This is a genomic window from Enterocloster sp. HCN-30185, assembly GCF_037890305.1.
Lineage (GTDB): Bacteria > Bacillota > Clostridia > Lachnospirales > Lachnospiraceae > Enterocloster.
In genome coordinates, this window is record NZ_JBBKBT010000005.1 from 164,506 (window position 1) to 183,426 (window position 18,921).

Annotated in this window: 13 protein-coding genes and 1 tRNA gene; 4 read left to right on the top strand and 10 right to left on the bottom strand. The window is 40.5% G+C overall.

Features of this window, described 5'->3' with window-relative positions:
• Positions 1 to 4 precede the first annotated feature (4 nt).
• From WKT10_RS08160 to rlmD, 3 genes are read right to left on the bottom strand one after another with little or no spacing between them, the layout of a single operon-like run.
• Positions 5 to 1,909 (bottom strand): UvrD-helicase domain-containing protein, encoded by a 1,905-nt coding sequence (locus WKT10_RS08160; protein ID WP_177505438.1) that lies wholly within the window; start codon positions 1,907 to 1,909, stop codon positions 5 to 7.
• Positions 1,897 to 4,143, bottom strand: a complete 2,247-nt coding sequence (locus WKT10_RS08165; RefSeq protein ID WP_178839056.1) for an AAA family ATPase — start codon at positions 4,141 to 4,143, stop codon at positions 1,897 to 1,899. Before WKT10_RS08165 ends, WKT10_RS08160 begins: the two co-directional genes overlap by 13 nt.
• A gap of 26 nt (positions 4,144 to 4,169) precedes the next feature.
• Entirely contained in the window at positions 4,170 to 5,750 is a 1,581-nt protein-coding gene (gene rlmD / locus WKT10_RS08170) for a 23S rRNA (uracil(1939)-C(5))-methyltransferase RlmD (RefSeq protein ID WP_445293001.1), read from the bottom strand.
• A 189-nt stretch (positions 5,751 to 5,939) separates the two neighbouring features.
• Between rlmD and WKT10_RS08175 the strand changes: the two genes are divergently transcribed.
• On the top strand, positions 5,940 to 6,530 hold the full coding sequence (locus WKT10_RS08175) for a prolyl-tRNA synthetase associated domain-containing protein (protein ID WP_066545383.1): 591 nt from the start codon (positions 5,940 to 5,942) through the stop codon (positions 6,528 to 6,530).
• Between the two features lie 134 nt (positions 6,531 to 6,664).
• Here WKT10_RS08175 and WKT10_RS08180 read toward each other — a convergent pair whose 3' ends face one another.
• Genes WKT10_RS08180 through WKT10_RS08190 form a run of 3 tightly spaced genes read right to left on the bottom strand, consistent with a single transcriptional unit; the run spans position 6,665 to position 10,709 of the window.
• On the bottom strand, positions 6,665 to 8,458 hold the full coding sequence (locus tag WKT10_RS08180; RefSeq protein WP_340276594.1) for an aminopeptidase P family protein: 1,794 nt from the start codon (positions 8,456 to 8,458) through the stop codon (positions 6,665 to 6,667).
• Positions 8,459 to 8,481: 23 nt separating this feature from the next.
• On the bottom strand, positions 8,482 to 9,906 hold the full coding sequence (gene lpdA, locus WKT10_RS08185; RefSeq protein ID WP_178274448.1) for a dihydrolipoyl dehydrogenase: 1,425 nt from the start codon (positions 9,904 to 9,906) through the stop codon (positions 8,482 to 8,484).
• Positions 9,907 to 9,917: 11 nt separating this feature from the next.
• Positions 9,918 to 10,709, bottom strand: a complete 792-nt coding sequence (locus WKT10_RS08190) for a Cof-type HAD-IIB family hydrolase (RefSeq protein ID WP_320966726.1) — start codon at positions 10,707 to 10,709, stop codon at positions 9,918 to 9,920.
• 136 nt (positions 10,710 to 10,845) lie between these two features.
• On the opposite strand from WKT10_RS08190, the gene WKT10_RS08195 reads away from it, so the two are divergent.
• Positions 10,846 to 10,919: transfer RNA gene (locus tag WKT10_RS08195), tRNA-Pro, on the top strand.
• 401 nt (positions 10,920 to 11,320) lie between these two features.
• Here the strand turns inward: WKT10_RS08195 and WKT10_RS08200 are convergent.
• The 4 genes from WKT10_RS08200 to WKT10_RS08215 all read right to left on the bottom strand — a co-directional run bounded on the left by WKT10_RS08200 (position 11,321) and on the right by WKT10_RS08215 (position 16,063).
• Positions 11,321 to 12,835, bottom strand: coding sequence for a glycoside hydrolase family 43 protein (locus tag WKT10_RS08200; protein ID WP_066545377.1), 1,515 nt, complete (start codon positions 12,833 to 12,835; stop codon positions 11,321 to 11,323).
• Between the two features lie 15 nt (positions 12,836 to 12,850).
• A complete protein-coding gene (locus WKT10_RS08205; protein WP_337434137.1) occupies positions 12,851 to 13,690 on the bottom strand; it encodes a carbohydrate ABC transporter permease in 840 nt (279 codons plus the stop codon).
• 9 nt (positions 13,691 to 13,699) lie between these two features.
• Positions 13,700 to 14,611, bottom strand: coding sequence for a carbohydrate ABC transporter permease (locus WKT10_RS08210; protein ID WP_066545375.1), 912 nt, complete (start codon positions 14,609 to 14,611; stop codon positions 13,700 to 13,702).
• 93 nt (positions 14,612 to 14,704) lie between these two features.
• The gene (locus WKT10_RS08215) at positions 14,705 to 16,063 is read right to left on the bottom strand and encodes an ABC transporter substrate-binding protein (RefSeq protein WP_066545373.1); all 1,359 of its coding nucleotides are present in this window, start codon (positions 16,061 to 16,063) and stop codon (positions 14,705 to 14,707) included.
• A 324-nt stretch (positions 16,064 to 16,387) separates the two neighbouring features.
• Here WKT10_RS08215 and WKT10_RS08220 point away from each other — a divergent pair, with 324 nt between their 5' ends.
• Both WKT10_RS08220 and WKT10_RS08225 read left to right on the top strand, forming a co-directional pair.
• A complete protein-coding gene (locus tag WKT10_RS08220; protein WP_178274525.1) occupies positions 16,388 to 17,143 on the top strand; it encodes a response regulator in 756 nt (251 codons plus the stop codon).
• A 15-nt stretch (positions 17,144 to 17,158) separates the two neighbouring features.
• Positions 17,159 to 18,895 carry a sensor histidine kinase gene (locus tag WKT10_RS08225; RefSeq protein WP_066545369.1) on the top strand — a complete coding sequence of 579 codons (1,737 nt, stop codon included), beginning with the start codon at positions 17,159 to 17,161 and terminating at the stop codon, positions 18,893 to 18,895.
• Positions 18,896 to 18,921 lie beyond the last annotated feature (26 nt).

An 18,921-nucleotide genomic window follows, 5' to 3' on the forward strand; every position in this document is an offset into this window, starting at 1 on the left:
AAATTTATATTCCATTAACATCAAACCCTATTGCTGTCATTCTTTTTATAAATTCTTTTCTAAACGGAGCTATTTTGTTCTCATCTATTACAATAACTAAATTTTCTTTTGCACGAGAGCATCCTACATAAAATAATTTATATGCCCATAAAATGCCTTGAATTTTTGTTGATTTAAAGCAGTCTTTTGCATTAGTTGAATTAGGATTGCCCAAATACTTATCATAATATTTTTGTTGACAAAACAAAAAATATTTATTGTCCTTATACTTGTTTTTTATATACTGAGCATATTGTAAATATTCTCCCTCATGAGCTTTATACGTTTTAGCTGGTTTTAAATATGTTAAATTAATTGATTTTATTTCGGATACATAATCATAATAAAAATTCTGAAAATCCGTTAAATTAATATCCTCAGCACATAACAACTGAAAAAATTCATACATATAAACTATTGGATTTCGGGTTGAATCTTCGGCAATAAAGCAAACATTATTATGTCCTTCACCTTTTACTCCATGCTGTGTAGAAACGCTAGGAGCACCTAAATATGCATATAATGCATGCAGTTGTGACAACGACACTTTCAACACTTTTTCATATTCCGTATCTTCTATAAACGGAAGAAAAATATCCTTATTACAATATTCATTGTCAGTCAGAAATTCACAAAACCCTTGTATGGTCATCGTCGACAAATCATATGCTTCCTCTAATTTTTGAACTTTATCATAGAAAATGATTTTATCATTATGAAACTCAATATTAGTAAATCCACTGTTAAATATTTGCTTTTTTTCTCTAGCAAATTGAATGCTTTTGCCGTAGGCAGCCATACTTACCATTTTAATAAAATCACAAACACAAAATAATATCCGAAATAATTTATCAGGATTATCATTTGTCGTATCTGTCAACACATCGACAGGCGTATATTGAGAAGGAAATTTATACGCTTTCATATCTGATAATGCACTATATAAATCACTTGCTCCAATCTTTTCAAAACGTTCACGATTAAACAGATATAACTGCATATAATCTTTAAATTGCTCCATAAAAGACTCCGAAAAATCATTTGTTATCACAATAGTAGGATTGACTTTTCCACTAGATTTATTTGGTTGCTGAAAAAATTTCTCATCATTATACAAGTTGTTGAGAATTCCAACAATATTTGAAGAACAACGATAATTAATACGCAAGTCATCATCTTGATTAAACTTATTAAGTATAGTATTAAAAGAACCGTCGTAATTATTGTATATCTCTTGCATTTTGTCTCCAAGCAAGTATAAGGTACTGCTCGTATTCAGCACAGATTGATAAAAAATATATAACACATCCGCAGATGTATCTTGGTACTCATCGATAAAAATATACCTATATTTATTAGATAAACGTTTTTTTAACATCTCAAACTTTTCAAACATCTTGCGACAAAATAATAACATATCATCATGAGAAAGCCCTCCATAATAATAGCTACTATAGGATTGCTCATTGTAAAAAACTTTATGTAGATTATTTTTAATAGTTTCAAAATCCAGTTTTCCAAACTTATCAATATATCTTGCATTTTTGGAATCATCTTCTCCATTGTCAATCAGTGCCTTTATCTTCTTTTCAAACACTTGAAGGTATAAATCAATCACCTCTGGTTTTGAAAAGTAAAGACCAACAAAGTCAGAAAGAAATGAATGAATTGTATCTACTGTAACATTTTTACTATTAATTCTAGAATTTAATTCTTCCTTTGCTCTATTTGTATAAGTAATGCTTAGTATTCTACGATTAGGATATTGGGCAAGTAGATTAATAATCGTATTTTCAATGTATGTCGTTTTTCCGCTACCTGCCGGTGCGTTAACTAAAAACATATTATTCAATTTCTTTACATCAGCCAAATTAATCCCTCCCGTATATAATTCGGTAAAGCTTTTAAATGTAATTCCGATAAAATTATTGAATACATGAAATCTGTTTTGTTATTTTTATTCTCATTTAAAATATCTCTTACCGTTATATTCTTTTTTCTAGTTGGAATATCCAATTTAATTTTATTAATCGATATCTGTTTTTCCCACCAATCCGAACTTTTTTTGCTCTCTACTGTAATTCCTAAGAGTTTGCATAGCATCGCCTCTTCCAATGTACGAGTATACGCATCAGCTTCTCCTTGTGATACAACTTTAATCAATTCACAATCAGGATTTTTTATCCACGAATCAATATCTACTACAGTAGGTTTTTTCTTCATAATAGAATAATCTGGTTTTTTTATTTTAGGGCATGGCTTTTTCCGAAAATCTGACTGTATTAAAGATATCCTTTCCATTTCCGTTTTTTCATAAAGGCAATCTTTTAATTGTTTCCTACACTTATGTTCACAATATGGCAAAATATCTCTCTTTATTATGTTAACAGTAACGTAGTCCTTATAATACTGAATTAAGCCTGCATTTGTAATTCCATCATCATCTTTGATTTCATCGATTGATGTTAATTTTTTGCAATAGTCAATATCTGTAATTATCAGCGTCTTTATTTTCAGGAAATACACCAACTTTCTGTACCAATGAGTATACGCACCACCCACCTGTACAAAAGAAACATATTGATTTGACAATCCTTCAAATTCTTTTTCTGCTAAGAGTTTTTCAATATATAATTTTTCAGTATCTCCTTCATACATAATGACTTTATTCGCAAATATCAAATCTGAATAGTTTATAGAGAATAAAAATGAGAAAAATTGTCTTTCTTCTTCTGTTTCCAAATTCTGTTTAAATAAATTCATATCATAAACAGCACTTTTTAATAGTTTATCAATTCTTAATACTCTAATATTTTTTAAATCGGAACACTTAATTATCTCACTAGAATGTGTCGTAATAATTCCCTGCACACGGTTATTATCCTCGTTTAGCAATATTTCATTTAAAAATTTGATTAACATTCTTTCCATTTGTGGGTGCATATGGGCTTCTGGTTCTTCAATGACAAAGATATCCACTACATCAGATTGATATTGTTGGACAAATGCTTCTACCTTTAGGCACATAAATATTAGATTACTTATTCCTAATCCCTGAGAAAACTCTTTAAGTTTGGTTCCATTTTCGAATTCAAAAAATGTCTGTAATGAAGACGATAAAAAGCCTAAGAGTAATTCATCAGAGATATCTGTTTGTAATGAAAATTCTCCTTTATTATACTCAAAACATTTTTCAATACTATCCAAGGCGTTTTGTGCTTTTATTAAAGAATGTTCTTTAACTTTCTCGTTGAGCTTTTGTTCTTTTAGACCTTCTTTAATATCTTTTATTATTTGCTTTTTAAATTCTTCCCAATCATTACTTTTTTTAAAATGACTAAGTAGTTCTTTACTTATCGAAAAATAATTATCTGTTTTTTCATCATTTAATAAACGCGTAGCATTTAAATAATTATAATTGAAAAGTGATTGAAATTCTCTTACACTAATCTGCCCTGCATTCTCATAATTTTGGTCAGCAAAATATACTCTATTTTCTAATGCTCCATCAAATATTTCTTTTAAAAATTCTTCATATTCTGCTTGTAATTCAGTTAACTTTATTCTAGTTTTATTGGTCTTTCTTCCTGCTTCCAGTTTTTGTATTTCGTGTTTTTTATCCAATAAATTTGTAGCATTCAAACTAAGGAGTTTATTTAATTCAGTTATATTAACTTCATAATTAAATAAAAAGAAGAAGCTTGTACATGTGTCACTTAATTCCATCAAGTAGTCTGAAAACAAAGAAATACTCTCATTCTTGTCATATTGAACTTCTATCTTGATTTTTATAGCTGTCCATTTGTTATTATTTTCTGTAGAAAACTCTTTCTTAACATTTTCTCTAAACTCTGTCTCTTTATCGGTAATATTATATATTTTATTTATACAAGATATAAAGTCATACTGTAACTTTGAGTAGTACTCTGCTGAAATATCCTCTTTTGAAAAATTCTTATCTTTAAAAATTCTTTTGAACAATTCAATAATAGACGTTTTTCCACTATTGTTAGCACCAGCTAAAATCGTCAATTCATCATCAAAATTAATAACTGCATTTTGAAACTGTCTATAATTTGTAATTGCTATCTTCTTTAGTTTCACCTCAACCCCTCCTTATCTAAATCTATTTAAATCAAATCAAAATGCTTCAATGCATCCTTTATCGCTTCCACTTTCTCCGCTGTCGGATGCTTCCTCGGCTGTTTCAATTCTTCTACCGCATTAGGAGCATCATACATTGGCAAGCCTAAATCTCTCTTTACCTCTGCGATATATGCGGTATGTACCTTGAAGCCGTATTTCGCTTCTATGTACTCCTTAATCATTTTGTAGGTCACTTTTTCTTTGGGCTTGTACGCTTCGGCTCTTTTAGCGATATTATCAAGCGGAACTTTTCCCTCACCCTCGCCAAACTCAACTTTTACGTTGATATGTCCGTCTGGCTTTTTGTGGGAAAGCAGTACTACCGTCTCCACGTGATAAGTCTCCGCAAACATATCCACCCCAACCGCATTTCCATCCACGCGATACCCAAGCTTCTTCATATACCTCAAATCCCTTGCCAATGTCTCAGGATTACATGAAATATACACCACCTTATCTGCCCCCATTTTCTTAATGGAGTCCATAAATTCCTCTGTGCTTCCGCTTCTGGGCGGATCCATGATGACTACATCGGCCCGGTCTCCCCGCTCCGCCATATTTACCATAAACTGGCCGGCATCATTGCAGTAAAAACGGATATTGGAAATCTGGTTAAGCTTTGCGTTATTTACAGCATCCCGGACTGCATCCTGATTTAACTCCACTCCGATCACCTGACCGGCTTTGCGGCTGGCTATGATGCCAATGGTACCGATCCCGCAGTAGGCATCCAGCACTGTTTCCTTTCCCGTAAGCCCAGCCAACTCAATGGCCAGATTATAGAGCTTCTCTGTCTGTACCGGATTCACCTGATAAAAGGATTTTGAAGAAATACGGAAGGTACAGCCACAGAGCTGGTCCGTGATATATCCCTTTCCATAAAGAACCTGCTCCCGGTCTCCCAATACCATACTGGTTCCCCGGCCATTGATATTCTGTACAATGGTTGTGATCTCCGGATGCTTTTCCCGAAGTGCCTTTATAAAATTGTTCTTTGAAGGAAATACCGGTGATGCAGTAACCAGTACCACCATGATCTCCCCTGACTGAAATCCTTTCCGGATCAGCACATGGCGCAGAAGGCCGTATCCCGTATCCTCATCATAGGTCCGGATCTTAAAGGATTTAAGCATTCCCCGGATAGTCCCGATAATTTCATCCGCCTTTTCATCCTCGATCAGGCATTTTTCCACAGGCACTACGATATGGGTATTTTCCTGATAAATCCCGGAAATAATATTTCCTCTGCGGTCGCGGTCAAACACCGCATGAACCTTATTTCTGTAATGAAATGGCTGTTCCATTCCAATCACAGTCTGAACCTTGCAGATTCCCTTTAATGTCTCTTCCAGCTGCTTTTTCTTTAATGTCAGCTGCTGGCTGTAGGGCATATCAAGCAGCTGACAGCCACCACATTTTTTGCTTACAGGACAGAGACTTTTCTGTTTTCTTTCCGGTACGCCGGCTCTTCCTGCATCCTTCTTTTTTCCATCTGGCCTTACATCTTTTTTATTCTTTCCTGCATCTGTTCTCTTAATTCGTCCATTCGCCTCTCTCTTTTCCATATATTTACAAACTCTCCTTTTTCATAAATCTATTATATTCTTTCTTATCTGCTATCGACATTTTATCACAGATTCCTTATAATGTGTAACAAAACCGCTGTATATCCGACAGCTGCCCCAACCGCACGGTTATTCCTTCACTGCATTTAATTCTGCCGCACAGACACTGCAAAAATACGAGGTATTCCTATGACAAACCAATTACAACCACCGTTATCTTACCATATTGATCCCACCATCTATGCCGGACGCCCCGCCGATTCCTCCGGACGCCTTCCCAAGGAACTGAGAACCTATGACCTTCTGGATTCCCTGCATATTTCCTACGAGCGTGTAGATCACGACGCCCTTCCCACCATTGAAGCCTGCAGACAGGTGGATGAAATTCTGGGAACCCCCATGTGCAAAAACCTGTTTCTGCGCAATGCCCAGAAAACTGCCTTTTATCTTCTTCTCCTTCCCGGTGAGAAAAAGTTTAAGACAGCCGCCCTGTCCAAGCAGATTGGAAGCGCCCGCCTGTCCTTTGGAGAACCGGAATTTATGGAACAGCTGATGGATCTGACTCCCGGTTCGGTTACGGTTCTGGGGCTTATGAATGATGCCGAAAATAAGATCCGCCTTCTCATTGACCGGGACGTAATAGAAAATCATGCTTTTATCGGCTGTCACCCCTGTATTAACACCTCCAGCCTTAAACTAAAAACACAAGATCTGATTACAAAAATTCTGCCTGCCATCCATCACGACTATACTCTGGTAGACCTTCCGGATGTAAAATAAGTCTGTTATCCATAAAAAAGAGACGCATTCCTCGCCTAAACAGCGTGAAACGACGTCTCTTTCTATTTACACAGTTACATTACAAAATGCTCCGAAAATATGGAAGATGCTTCCAAATCTCTATTCCTCCTGTATTAAATCGCAGCCGTTACCTTCTTAAGCCACTCCTTCTCGTCCCCTTCCAGATACGGACTGATCTTCTCATAAACCTCTTTATGATATGCATTAAACAGCTCCACATCCCGCTCTGTCATCAGGTTCTTGTCCACTGCGTCCACATCAATAGGGACAAAGGTCAGGAATTCAAATTTCATAAACTGACCGTATTCATTCTTCTCATCCTTTTTGCAGAGAATCAGATTTTCCGTACGGATTCCATGCTTTCCTTCGATATACAGTCCCGGCTCGTCCGAGGTAATCATTCCCTCCTCCAATATTCCGTTGTCACAGCGCTCCGGAACCATTTTGAAACGGATTCCGTTGGGGCGCTCATGGACACTTGAAAGATATCCCACACCATGTCCGGTTCCGTGGTCAAAATTCAGTCCCCTGCTCCAGAATGGCTCTCTTGCCACATAATCCAGGCTTAAGCCTCTGCAGCCGTATAAAAACCGTACTGCCTGAAGGCGGAGCATACTGATGAGAACCAGGGTAAAATGCTCCTTTTCTTCTGCTGTCAGTTCTCCCAGTGCAATGGTTCTTGTGATGTCTGTGGTTCCCTCATAGTACTGGCCGCCGGAATCCACCAGATAAAAGCTTTTTGCATCTAAAACTGCATTGCTTTCCTCTGTAGCGGAATAATGGCACATGGCCGCATTGGGGCCGTAGGCAGAAATGGTATTGAAGCTGGGCTCAATATATCCCTCCTGCTCCTTTCTGAAGCCCTCCAGCTTTTCAGACGCACTCATCTCTGTAATGGTTTCTTTTCCAATCTGATGCTTTAGCCAGTACATAAACCTGGTTACTGCAATGCCGTCCTTAATATGGGCCTTCTTCTCATTCTCCACTTCCACCGGATTCTTTTTGGCCTTTGCCTCTGACGTAGGGTTCATCCGGTCAATGATCTCATTCTGCGCTGCCATAGCCTGATACAGGGCATAATTTCCCTTCTCCCGCTCAAACAGCACCTTTTCTCCCTGAAGCGCTCCTGCTTCCTTATAGATATCATTATATGGAAGAATCACAACACCCATAGACTCCAAGTATCCACAAATCTCATCATTAAGAACAGCTTCATTGATGAAAAGACGCACCTCATCCATAGTAATCATCACATAGGAAAGAACCACCGGATTGTAGGAAATATCATTTCCCCTGATATTTAACAGCCAGGCAATATCATCCAGAGCCGTAAGTACATGAACTGTGGCATGAACCTTTTTCATAGCGGCTCTTACATCTGCAATCTTATCTGCCGCAGGCTTTCCAGCATACTTTTCCTCCAGAATCCAGGCCGGTTCACTTGAAAGCTCCGGGCGCTCCTGCCAGATCATTCCCACCAAATCCTCTGTGCAGGCAATACGGGCACTCTTTTCCCTTAAATTTTTCTCCAGGCTTAAACCGGTAAGTGAATTTACTACCCTTCCGTCAAAGCCCAGACAGCCGCCCTCCGGTACATTTTCCTCCAGATATTCCTGTACAGACGGAACGCCCTCCTGCCCCATTTTCATCATTTTTACACAGCTGCCTTTTAATTCTGCGGCAGCCTGAACAAAGTATCTTCCGTCCACCCACAGACATGCCTCGTTCATGGTAATTACCGCTGTACCTGCTGATCCGGTAAATCCGGTAAGATATTTTCTGCATTTGAAATATTCTCCCACATACTCGGATTCATGGAAATCAGCCGTAGGCACCAGATAGGCATCCATCCGGTATTCCTTCATTTTCTCTCTTAAGCTCTGGATTCTTTCATCTGTTATATGCATCCTTTTTCCTCCTGTCTCTTTCCTTAAGCCTTTCTCAGCGCATCCTCAATGGCTGCACCTATGCCTTCATTATACGTCGGTTGGGCCCGCATTGCAAATGACATCTGCTCTGCTGTCAGTCCATTTGCGATTGCAGTGGCAATTTCCCCGATCATATCCGTCGCCCTGGGGCACATCATCTGTGCTCCTACAATGGTATTGCTGTAGGCTTCAAACACCAGCCGGATAAAGCCGTCCTGTTCCCCTGAGATAATGGAACGTCCATTTTCCTCCATGGAAAAATGACCACATCGCACCTTAAGCCCCCGCAGGCCCGCTTCCTCCTCCGTAAGGCCAACGGTAGCAATCTCCGGATCCGTATAAATACAGTTAGGCACAATGGGAAGGGAAACATACATACCGCTGGGTACTGACTGAAGCCGTATAGTATGAGGACGGCCGGCAATTTTTTCCACCACATATGTACCCTGGGCTGCCGCTACATGGGCCAGCTGAATATCTGCACACACATCTCCGATGGCATAAACACCGGGTTCACTTGTCTCAAACCCCGGTGAAACCGCAATTTTCCCATTTTTCATCTCAAGGCTCACATCCGGTCCGCAAAGCCCCTGTACATTCGGTTTACGGCCAATGGCCATCAAAACCTGACCTGCTCTGGTCCGGATGGGTTCACCTCCTTTGTTGGGGGTAATGACGCAGTTTAAGCCATTTTCCCCCTGTGACAGCTCCGTAACAGTAGAATCGCAGTAAACCTGGATTCCCTTTCTGCGAAGCACACGCTCAAGAGCCGTTGACATCACATCATCCATAGGGGCCATGAGATGCTTTTTCTTCTCCACAATGGTTACATTGGAACAGAGATTGTTAAACAGGGTGGCAAATTCCACAGCGATCACTCCGCCTCCCATGATGGTCAGCCGATCGAAATTCCAGCTTTTAGCCGCCAGAAGCCGGTCGCTGTTCCACACTCCAGGAAGATCTGCTCCGGGAATCTCATTCATCATCGGAACTGCTCCCGCTGCCAGGATCACCGTCTTACCCTCAAAAAATTCCCGGCCTCCCTCTGCCAGCTCTACCTCCACCGTACGTCCCCGGCGCAGTGTGCCTTTTCCGTATATTACCTCCACATGATTCTTCTCAAACAGTCCCTCTACACTTCCTCTGTACCGGTCCACTGCCTTCTTTTTGTAAGACTGCATTTTTTGAAAATCAAAGGAAATAAAATCGGTAGACACGCCAAATTCATCACAGTTCTGCATCATCCGGAACATACCGGAAGCATACAAAAGCGCTTTGGTTGGAATACATCCCCTGTTTACACAGGTACCGCCTATTTTCTTCGTCTCAATCACAGCCACCTTAAGTCCAAACTCCGTTGCCTTAAGGGCGGCTGTATAGCCTCCCGGCCCGGCGCCGATTACTATTACGTCAAACTGTTTTGCCATCTCATTCCTCCTCATATCCATCCAAAATGCCGGCAGGCATTCCATACCCCGTCCCGGTCAATGGGATCTGTCACATAATCGGCAGCCGCCTTCAGTTCCTCCACGGAATTACCCATGGCAATCCCGATTCCCGCCCTGGAAACAATCTCAAAATCATTCATACTATCCCCAAAAGCCACTGTTTGTGACAGATCCATTCCGTAATACTCACAGAGGCGCTTTAACCCCTCTGCCTTGGACGCCTCATTTTCCACTACATCTGCCCCGGTTTTTCCTGCAAACATGAAAAACTTACATTCCGGAAAATGCTCCTCAAGCTCTCTCACGCGATCCGGGCCTCCTATATAGGCCAATGTCCGCACCGGAAGCTCCAAAAGCTTCATAGGATCCTCAAAATGGCGGCTGGTCTCTCCCCAGCGCAGCACATCGATCCGCTCTACCTCCTCGGGCGCAGTATAATAATCCCCATTCTCCATCGTTACGCCAAGAGCAATCCCTCGCTCCTTCCCAAATGCCAGCAGACGTTTCAAAAGCTTCTTGTCCATAGTATGCTCATACAATGTCTTCCCTTCCGCAACTACACGGGTGCCGTTCATATGGATTACCGCATCCGGCTGGAGCTGATCCCTGTACCCAACACTCAGGGGCAGATCCATATTTCGTCCGCTGGCAATCACGATCACATTATCTTTTCTCAAAATTTCCAGCGCCTTAAGAGCGCTTTCTGTAATTTTCCATGTCTTATGATCCAAAAGGGTCATATCCAGATCAAAACTGACGATCCGTTTTCTCATTCTGTCCATTTTCTCTGTCCTTTCCTGTCCTTTCCTGTCCTAAGCCAGTTTTATCCAGCAATGTATTTCATAAAAAACATATTTTTTCGTAAAAATACTTTTCAAAATGAAAAATATATGCTATACTACAATAGTTCGTTCGACACGGAGTATGGCGTAGCTTGGTAGCGCGCTCGGCTGGGGGCCGAGAGGTCGCAGGTTCAAATCCTGTTACTCCGATTTTTCCTTTAAAATCAAGGGTTTTCGATGATTTTTGTCATCGAAAGCTCTTATTTTTTTGATTACCCTTTCGCTAATTTTCATTTGCCTGCATCTATTTTAAATATATCTTACCATTCCCTATAAAAGATTGCAATATTTCAATATTCTGGTTTTTCATATTGGTTTAAATCCCTGTTTTCATAAATACAACGCTTACCATTTCTCAGCCAGACTCTGCATCAAAGAAAATGCTGCAAAAAAACATGAGTACTACAAAATACTAAAAAACTGCAGCTTCGGTTATAACGTTGTTCCTGATAAGGTAACATTATAACCGAAGCTGCTCAAATAAAACCAATCAATGAAAACCGCCGCAAAACACAGCAAACTTTCAGTTTCCAGTTTTTGAAATTCATATATCAGACAATCGTCACATACTCATAATCACAATATCCCTCTGAGTTCTTATTTTCTTTGGAACAGGACCACAGGCAAAGCTTTGCCCCCGTCCAGGTAGCCCGGCTCAGCGGAAATTTCTCTTGAATCTGTGTAAAATGCACACCATCCGTGGAATACGAAAATTTGTAGGTTTTATCGTCTGATAAACTCATGGAAAGCCATAATACATTTCCTTCCAGTTTACTGGAGAACACAAGCCTCTCTTCTGCCTCTCCATGGAACATTTTTTCTGTAACAATTCCCCTATAACAGCGAATCTCCATCTTCTCTCCTGTGCTGTAGAGTCCGGCATATCCATAGATATGTCCTTCCACTCCTATCCCACCGAAGTCTCCCGCTTCTTTCCCTGTAAGCTCCATCTTAACTGTCATGGTCAGCTCTTTTTTCTGTGGGATCTGAGTCAACACATTGGGCGCGTACCACAAATAATTCTCCCGCTCCGGATTTTTCCAGCAAAAAAGCCTTAAATAACCTGGTCGGTCCGTCAGTGAATAGTAAGCACTGTTTGGATTAGCCTGCCACTGCCATTGAAGTCCCAGATGTTTTTCCTCAAAATCATCCGACTGGGCAATGGCATATGACGGCATATCCTCTTCTGGCATATACCAGCTTTCCACTGGTTCCCCAATTCCATCCCCATTTTGATCCTGACCAATGAACGGCCATCCATCTGCAAAACACATAGGCTGAAGATGAACGATGCGTCCCAGTTCGATCACATCCTGAAAATGAATAAACCAGTCTCGTCCATCTGAGGAAGTAACCCATCCGCCCTGATGAGGGCCATTAACTGCTGAATTTCCCTGATGCATTACAATTTTGTACTCATACGGTCCATAAACGGAACGAGAACGAAGGCAAGACTGCCATCCATCTTCCACTCCGCCGGAAGGCATAAGAATATAATAATATCCATTTTTTTTATACATCTTCGGCCCCTCTGTGGTAGGAGCTATCTGTTCTCCGTCGAAAATCAGTTTTGGTTCAGAAAGCAAACCACGGCAGTTGGGATCTATTTCCACCATAGAGAGGCGGTGTTTCATTCCACAACGGCTTTTAGCATAGGCAAAAACCATATATGCCTTCCCATCTTCATCCCAGAACGGACATGGATCGATCCATCCCTTAGACTTACACAGAAGATTCAGTTCAAATTCCCCATAGGGATCTCTGGAACGGGCTACCAGAATGCCCTCATCTACTAAAGGAATGAATACGAAGAAAGTTCCCTCATGGTACCGGATCGAAGATGCCCATGTACCTGATCCATGAGAAGGAAAATCATATTTTTCAAAAGGAAGTGAGGAAACACAATGGTTAATCAGCTCCCAATGTACCAGATCCTTTGAATGCAGCAAAGGAACTCCTGGAAGGTAGGTAAATGAAGATGACACCATATAATAGTCTTCTCCGACCCGAATTACATCCGGATCAGAATAATCAGCATATAAAATTGGATTCTGATATTGCTGCATATTCAATTTCCTCCTTTACCCTTTCAGACCAGAAGTAGCAATTCCCTCTACAAAATACTTCTGGGCTGCAAAAAACAGAATGATCAACGGAATTACAGATACCAGCGCCATGGCCATAACCTGGTTCCACTGAATATTGGATGTTACGTCAATGCTGACTCTAAGAGCCAGAGACAGTGGAAACTTGGATACAGTATTAATATAAATATTGGTATTGAAGAAATCATTCCATGTCCAAAGGAACTGGAACAGTCCTGCTGAAAACAGGGCCGGCTTTAACAATGGAAGAAGAATCTTCATAAAACACTGGAAAGGACCACAGCCGTCAATATAAGCAGATTCATCCAGATCTCTGGGAAGTCCTCTTAAAAACTGCACCATCATAAACACAAAAAACGGATAGCATGCTACTGCTGCGGGAGCATAAAAGGTCATATAGGAATCCAGCCAGCCCAGCTTGTTAAACAAGGCATAGCGCGGAATGATAATAACAGCATTTGGCAGCATCAGAGTTGCTATCAGCACCATAAACAGCGCCTTGTTTCCTGGAAAATCGAAACGTGCAAAACCATAAGCCACAATAGAACAGGATACCAAAGTCAAAAAGGTTGTAGGAACCACCAAAGCAAACGTATTGATAAAATACTGAGCATAGGTATAAGTTCCCGTTGTCTTCCATCCTTTCACAAATGCTTCAATCACCCAGCTCTCTGGCAGAAGGCGCAGACTTCCAAAAATTTCATTGTTTGTCTTAAAACAGGCAAAAAACATCCATATAACCGGAAAGAGCATAGCTACACCGCCGATAGCCAGAAAGGTGTAGGTAAACCCATTTTTTATTCTTTTCTCTCTCATGGCTTCCTCCTAATTATCATAATAAACCCACTTCTTTGAAGTAGCAAACAGCACTGCAGTCATGATCAGGATCACAATGAACAGAATCCAGGAAGTGGCACATGCATACCCCATCTTGAAATATTTAAAAGCATCTGTATACAACTTCATACCCAGAACGTATGTACCTTTGTTTGGTCCTCCGTTCGTAACTACAAAAGCAGAGGTGAAATTCTGCAGGGCAGTAATCAGCTGCATAATAATATTGAAAAATGCGATGGAGGTAATCATAGGGAGGGTGATCTTGAAAAACATTCTCGGTTTGGATGCCCCATCAATTCTGGCAGCCTCGTAAAGTGACTGCGGAACCTGTTTTAAGGCTGAAAGAAACAATACCATGGAGGAACCGAACTGCCAGATCTCCAGCATACATATGGTAACTAACGCCATATCTGGTGTCCCCAGCCATTTCACTGGTTCAATATTAAAACAGCCCAGAAGACTATTTACAAAACCATCGTTCATAAACAGCACCTTCCACAAAATTGCCACAGCTACGGAACCGCTGAGCAGAGACGGAATATAATATACTGTACGAATAAAATTAATCCCCTTTAAATTTTTATTTAAGATTACTGCAATGATCAGAGCAAGTACAACCTTTCCAGGTACTGTAATGAACGTATATTTCAAAGTAACAATTAGTGAATTCCAAAATTCCTTATCTTTCGTAAAAAGCTTTATATAATTAGCAAATCCCACAAATTCCGGCTTGCTGAAAATATCATAATCTGTAAATGAATACACCAGGGAGCAAATAAATGGATACAGCTGGAATAACAGAAATCCGAATATCCAGATACTCACATACATGAATCCAATCTTATTCCGTTTGGTCCAGCCTCCGTGCATGGATCCTGACTTTGCGCCTTTTTTTGCCATCTTGTCCTCCTTATCCCTGAAACGGCCCGGGAATGATACCCGAGCCGCCTGCAGATCCTTTTTATCTCATATTTCCGTTGCTGCTTTTTACTGTTAATCCAAAGCACTCAGATAATCATTTAAGAGTTCAATGGCATTATCAGCTGCCTCTTCAGGAGTGCTCTGTCCGTAAGCAATGCTTTCTACTATTTCCTCCTGAATCGCGTAAACCTCGGCACTTGTGGTATACCCCTTGTCACTCTTTCCATTTAATCCTGCAGACAAATCAACAGCCTTTACCACAGTCTCATCTAACAGCCCCTTATCTGCACATAAGCTTCTGCCAGTTGTAGTTGGCGGAATACTTCTTACATCCTTTAATGTCTCCTGGGCAGTTTCATTATTATAGAAGTAGTTTAAGAATTCCACGGCCTCTTTTGCATGGGGCGAATTCTTATTTACGGTCATATACTGTGGCGTATCTGCAAAGAAACCATCATTAATGCGGTCATCTGCCATTGGCATCTGCACAACCGTACACTCCGCTTCAGAAATAGCATCCATCAGCAAATTAATGTTAGAGGATGCACCATAACCGAATACAAACTTTCCATTCATCCATTTTGGATTCGTATGAATCTGTCCTTTAAATGTAGCACTGTCCTCAGCAGGCTCAAATACACCCCAATCATAGCAATCCTTAATGTATGTAAGAGCCTCTACGAGTTCATCCCTTGTAAATCCAAGCTTCTTTTCACTGTCGATAATAAAGGAATTTCCTGTTTTCTGACGAAGATAAGGCCGCAGTACATACTCACATAAAATATGGGTATCTACGTTCATATAGTAGTACTCTGGATTTTCTGCATGAAGCTTCTTGCCGTCCTCTAACATACTCTCCCATGTGATCTGTTTTGACAGATCCACACCACAAACATCCGCAGCCTCTGTGTTAGCCACAGTTGCCAGACAGGACATACCGGTTGGAAGTGCTAACAGCTTTCCATCAAATGTACCAAACTGATCAATAAAGTTTTTATCAAAACCGGATGTATCAAAAATATCCTTGTACTCATAAAAATCCACAAAGAAATCACCTCTTGACACAAAATCCGGCAAAGAATCCACATTCTGCTGCATAATATCCGGTGCAGTACCGTTTGCCAGCATGGTAGAAACCTTATCAATGTAACCCTGATCTGAGTTCATCTCAGCCTCAATTCTGATCTCGGGATGAAGCTTCTGGTACTGGTCAATTACTGCCAGCGTTGCCTCATTTCTCTCATCGCCGCCCCACCACATAAAACGCAGTGTAATCTGCTCTTGAGAAGCAGTCTCACTCTTCGCACTCTGATCTTCCGTTTTGGTATCAGAAGCAGTGTTTGCCGACGGTTCATTGGTACAACCTGTAAGAACACCAGCCGTCATTATCCCCGCCATCACAAGACCTGTAAGCTTTTTTCCATGTTTCATGTTGCCATACCTCCCATATTTGCTTTCACGCTTTGTTTACATTTTGTCTCTTCCTCATTTGACTGCCTTTATTGTACATAAAAAAAACACTTCTGTTAAGAAACTAAGCTTAACAAAAGGTATCTCTGTTTAACCAAACATCCTAATCGGTATCATTTTCTATGATTTTTCTTCCTGAACCACGATCTATGGTTCAAAAAATGTTTTACAGATGATTTTTCTGTGAAGATTTTATATAATATAATTACACAATACCTCGGCTATACAGCTCCTTCAAAAGCTTGTTTTCAAAACACACATTTTGTTTAAGAAAGGACACGATCTATGTACCAAGTAATCATTGCAGACGACGAAGCGAAAATACGAAGCGGACTGGCCAATCTCTTCCCATGGAATCAGCTGGGATTTGAAATCGCTGCAGTTTGTTCTAATGGAAAAGAGGCCTTGGATTTCGCCATGGAAAATCCAGTAGATCTGGTTCTCTCCGATATACGGATGCCCATTATGGATGGTCTGGAGCTGTCCCGGTTGCTTCTGCCAAAAAAGCCCGTAAAAATGGTATTTTTCAGCGGTTATCAGGATTTTAACTATGCCCGTCAAGCCATGAAAAACGGGGTTTCCGATTATCTTTTAAAGCCTGTGAAATATGAGGATCTCTCTGACTGCCTCACCAGAATCCGGGAAACTCTGGACATGGAAAAAGGACTGGCACAACCTGAAGAGGAAAATTTAAGTTACTACGAAAAAATTATCAACACTGTTACCAGCTATCTGGATCAGGAATACCAAACTGCCAGCTTAGAGCAGGCGGCCCGTCTGGTATCTCTAAGCCCCAATTATCTTTCTCGGTTGATGAAAGATCACTCGGCTCTTAGCTTCTCCGATTATCTTCTCAAAAGCCGTATGGAACATGCTGCCAATATGTTAAAGGACATCCATTTCAAGCAGTATGAAATTGCTTACAGAGTAGGATATGATAATCCAAAGAATTTCTCCAGAGCCTTCCACCAGTATTTCAAAATGACTCCTACACAATATCGTAACTGCAGCGGAGTTACAGAAAAACGCAACGAAAAATAAAGGACATTGATTCCCATGAGAAAACGCAATTTTATTAACTGTTTTTTTTACTATTTTGCCATTATTACGCTCCCTCTTTTAATGGTTTTTCTTTTCTTTTTATTTTTTGTCATTCAGGAAAAGAAACAGGAGATTCAATCCAATGCAAAGCGCTCCGCTCAGGCGGCCAAGGACAATTATTCTCTGGTTATGGATACTGCCGCTACCCAGTATGATATTCTGGCGCGCAATCCAAGGCTCTCTATTTCCCTGAGAAATTTCCTTTCTCATGAGAAAGCGAATTATCTGGATGTAGTTCTTACCAACAGCATCCTTTCCAATTTTACCTCGCTCACCAACAATGCCCCTTATATTGCCTCCGTATATTATTATCTGGACGATTATGATTCTATTCTTACCTCAGACACAGGAGGAATTGTAAAATTATCCCGGTTTTCCGACTTAAGCTGGAAGGATTCCTATGACTCTTCGGATAAAGACCAATGGCTGGAACGCAGACAGATGCACCAATACTCCTATGCAGAACCGATTCCTGTACTTACCTACTTCAAGAAATTAAATATGTTTCGCGGCGTAGTAATGGTCAATATTTATGAGGAACAGCTCAAACAACTGATAACCACCAGTTCCCAGTTAGATTCTTTCTTTATCCTGGATCAGAATGGAAATTTTCTCCTAGAAGCAGGGAAAACAAAACAGTTTACCCATGAAGATCGCGGCCTTCTTGCAAATAAGCTCTCCTCTGTTTCTCTGTCCCCCTTTGAAGGCTGGTTTCCTTTCAGCAATGGTTCCTGCTATACTCGAATGATACCAGCAGACTGTGATACCTATATTGCCGCCTGTATCAGCTACTCCAATTATTATCGCGATTTTTATCCGCTCTTGCTGCAGTTGCTCATGGTGCTGGCTGCAATGGTTTTTGTATCCCTATGGATTGCCTTTACCATCACACGAAAAAATTTTCAGCAAATCGACTACTTTGTAAATCTATTCTCTGATGCAGAGCGCGGTGTATTCCGCCAGGAAAAACCTGACTTTCTCAGAGATGAGTATGATCTGGTACTCAACAACATTGTCCAGCTGTTCTTAAACCAGACCTTCCTAAAAAATCAGCTGGCCCTAAAGGATCAGAAACAGAAATTGGCGGAGATGAAGGCACTTCAGCTGCAGATCAATCCCCATTTTCTCTTTAACACCCTGCAAACTCTGGATTTCAAGGCGTTAGAATATACCGGGCAACCCACAGCCATGAATCAGATGATCCAAGCCCTGTCAGATATTCTCAAATATTCCCTCCAGAATCCACATTCTATGGTGACTTTAAAAGATGAGATTGACTATCTGAAAAAATATGACAGTATTCAACGCTGCCGCTATGAAGACAAATATATTTTGTACTATGAATACGAAGAAACCCTTGAAAATCTTCCCATAATGCGGCTGATTTTACAGCCCCTGATTGAAAACAGCCTGTACCACGGCATCAAGCCCTTAGATGATTCAGGTTTTATCAAGCTTCGTATTGTAAGACGAAAAAATCATCTGATCGTTTCCGTCATTGACACAGGTGTGGGAATGGACCGCCAGGCAATCACAGCACTCTATAAAAGAATAGACAATCCCGACAGCGACAACATTGGTCTTACTAATGTAAACAGCCGTCTGGTTATGAAATACGGCCCGGAAGCACATTTAAAAATCAACAGTAAAAAAGGAATGGGGACTTGCATATCTTTCCGAATACCAATTTAAAACTGCAGTTTTTCTAACCTGAATTC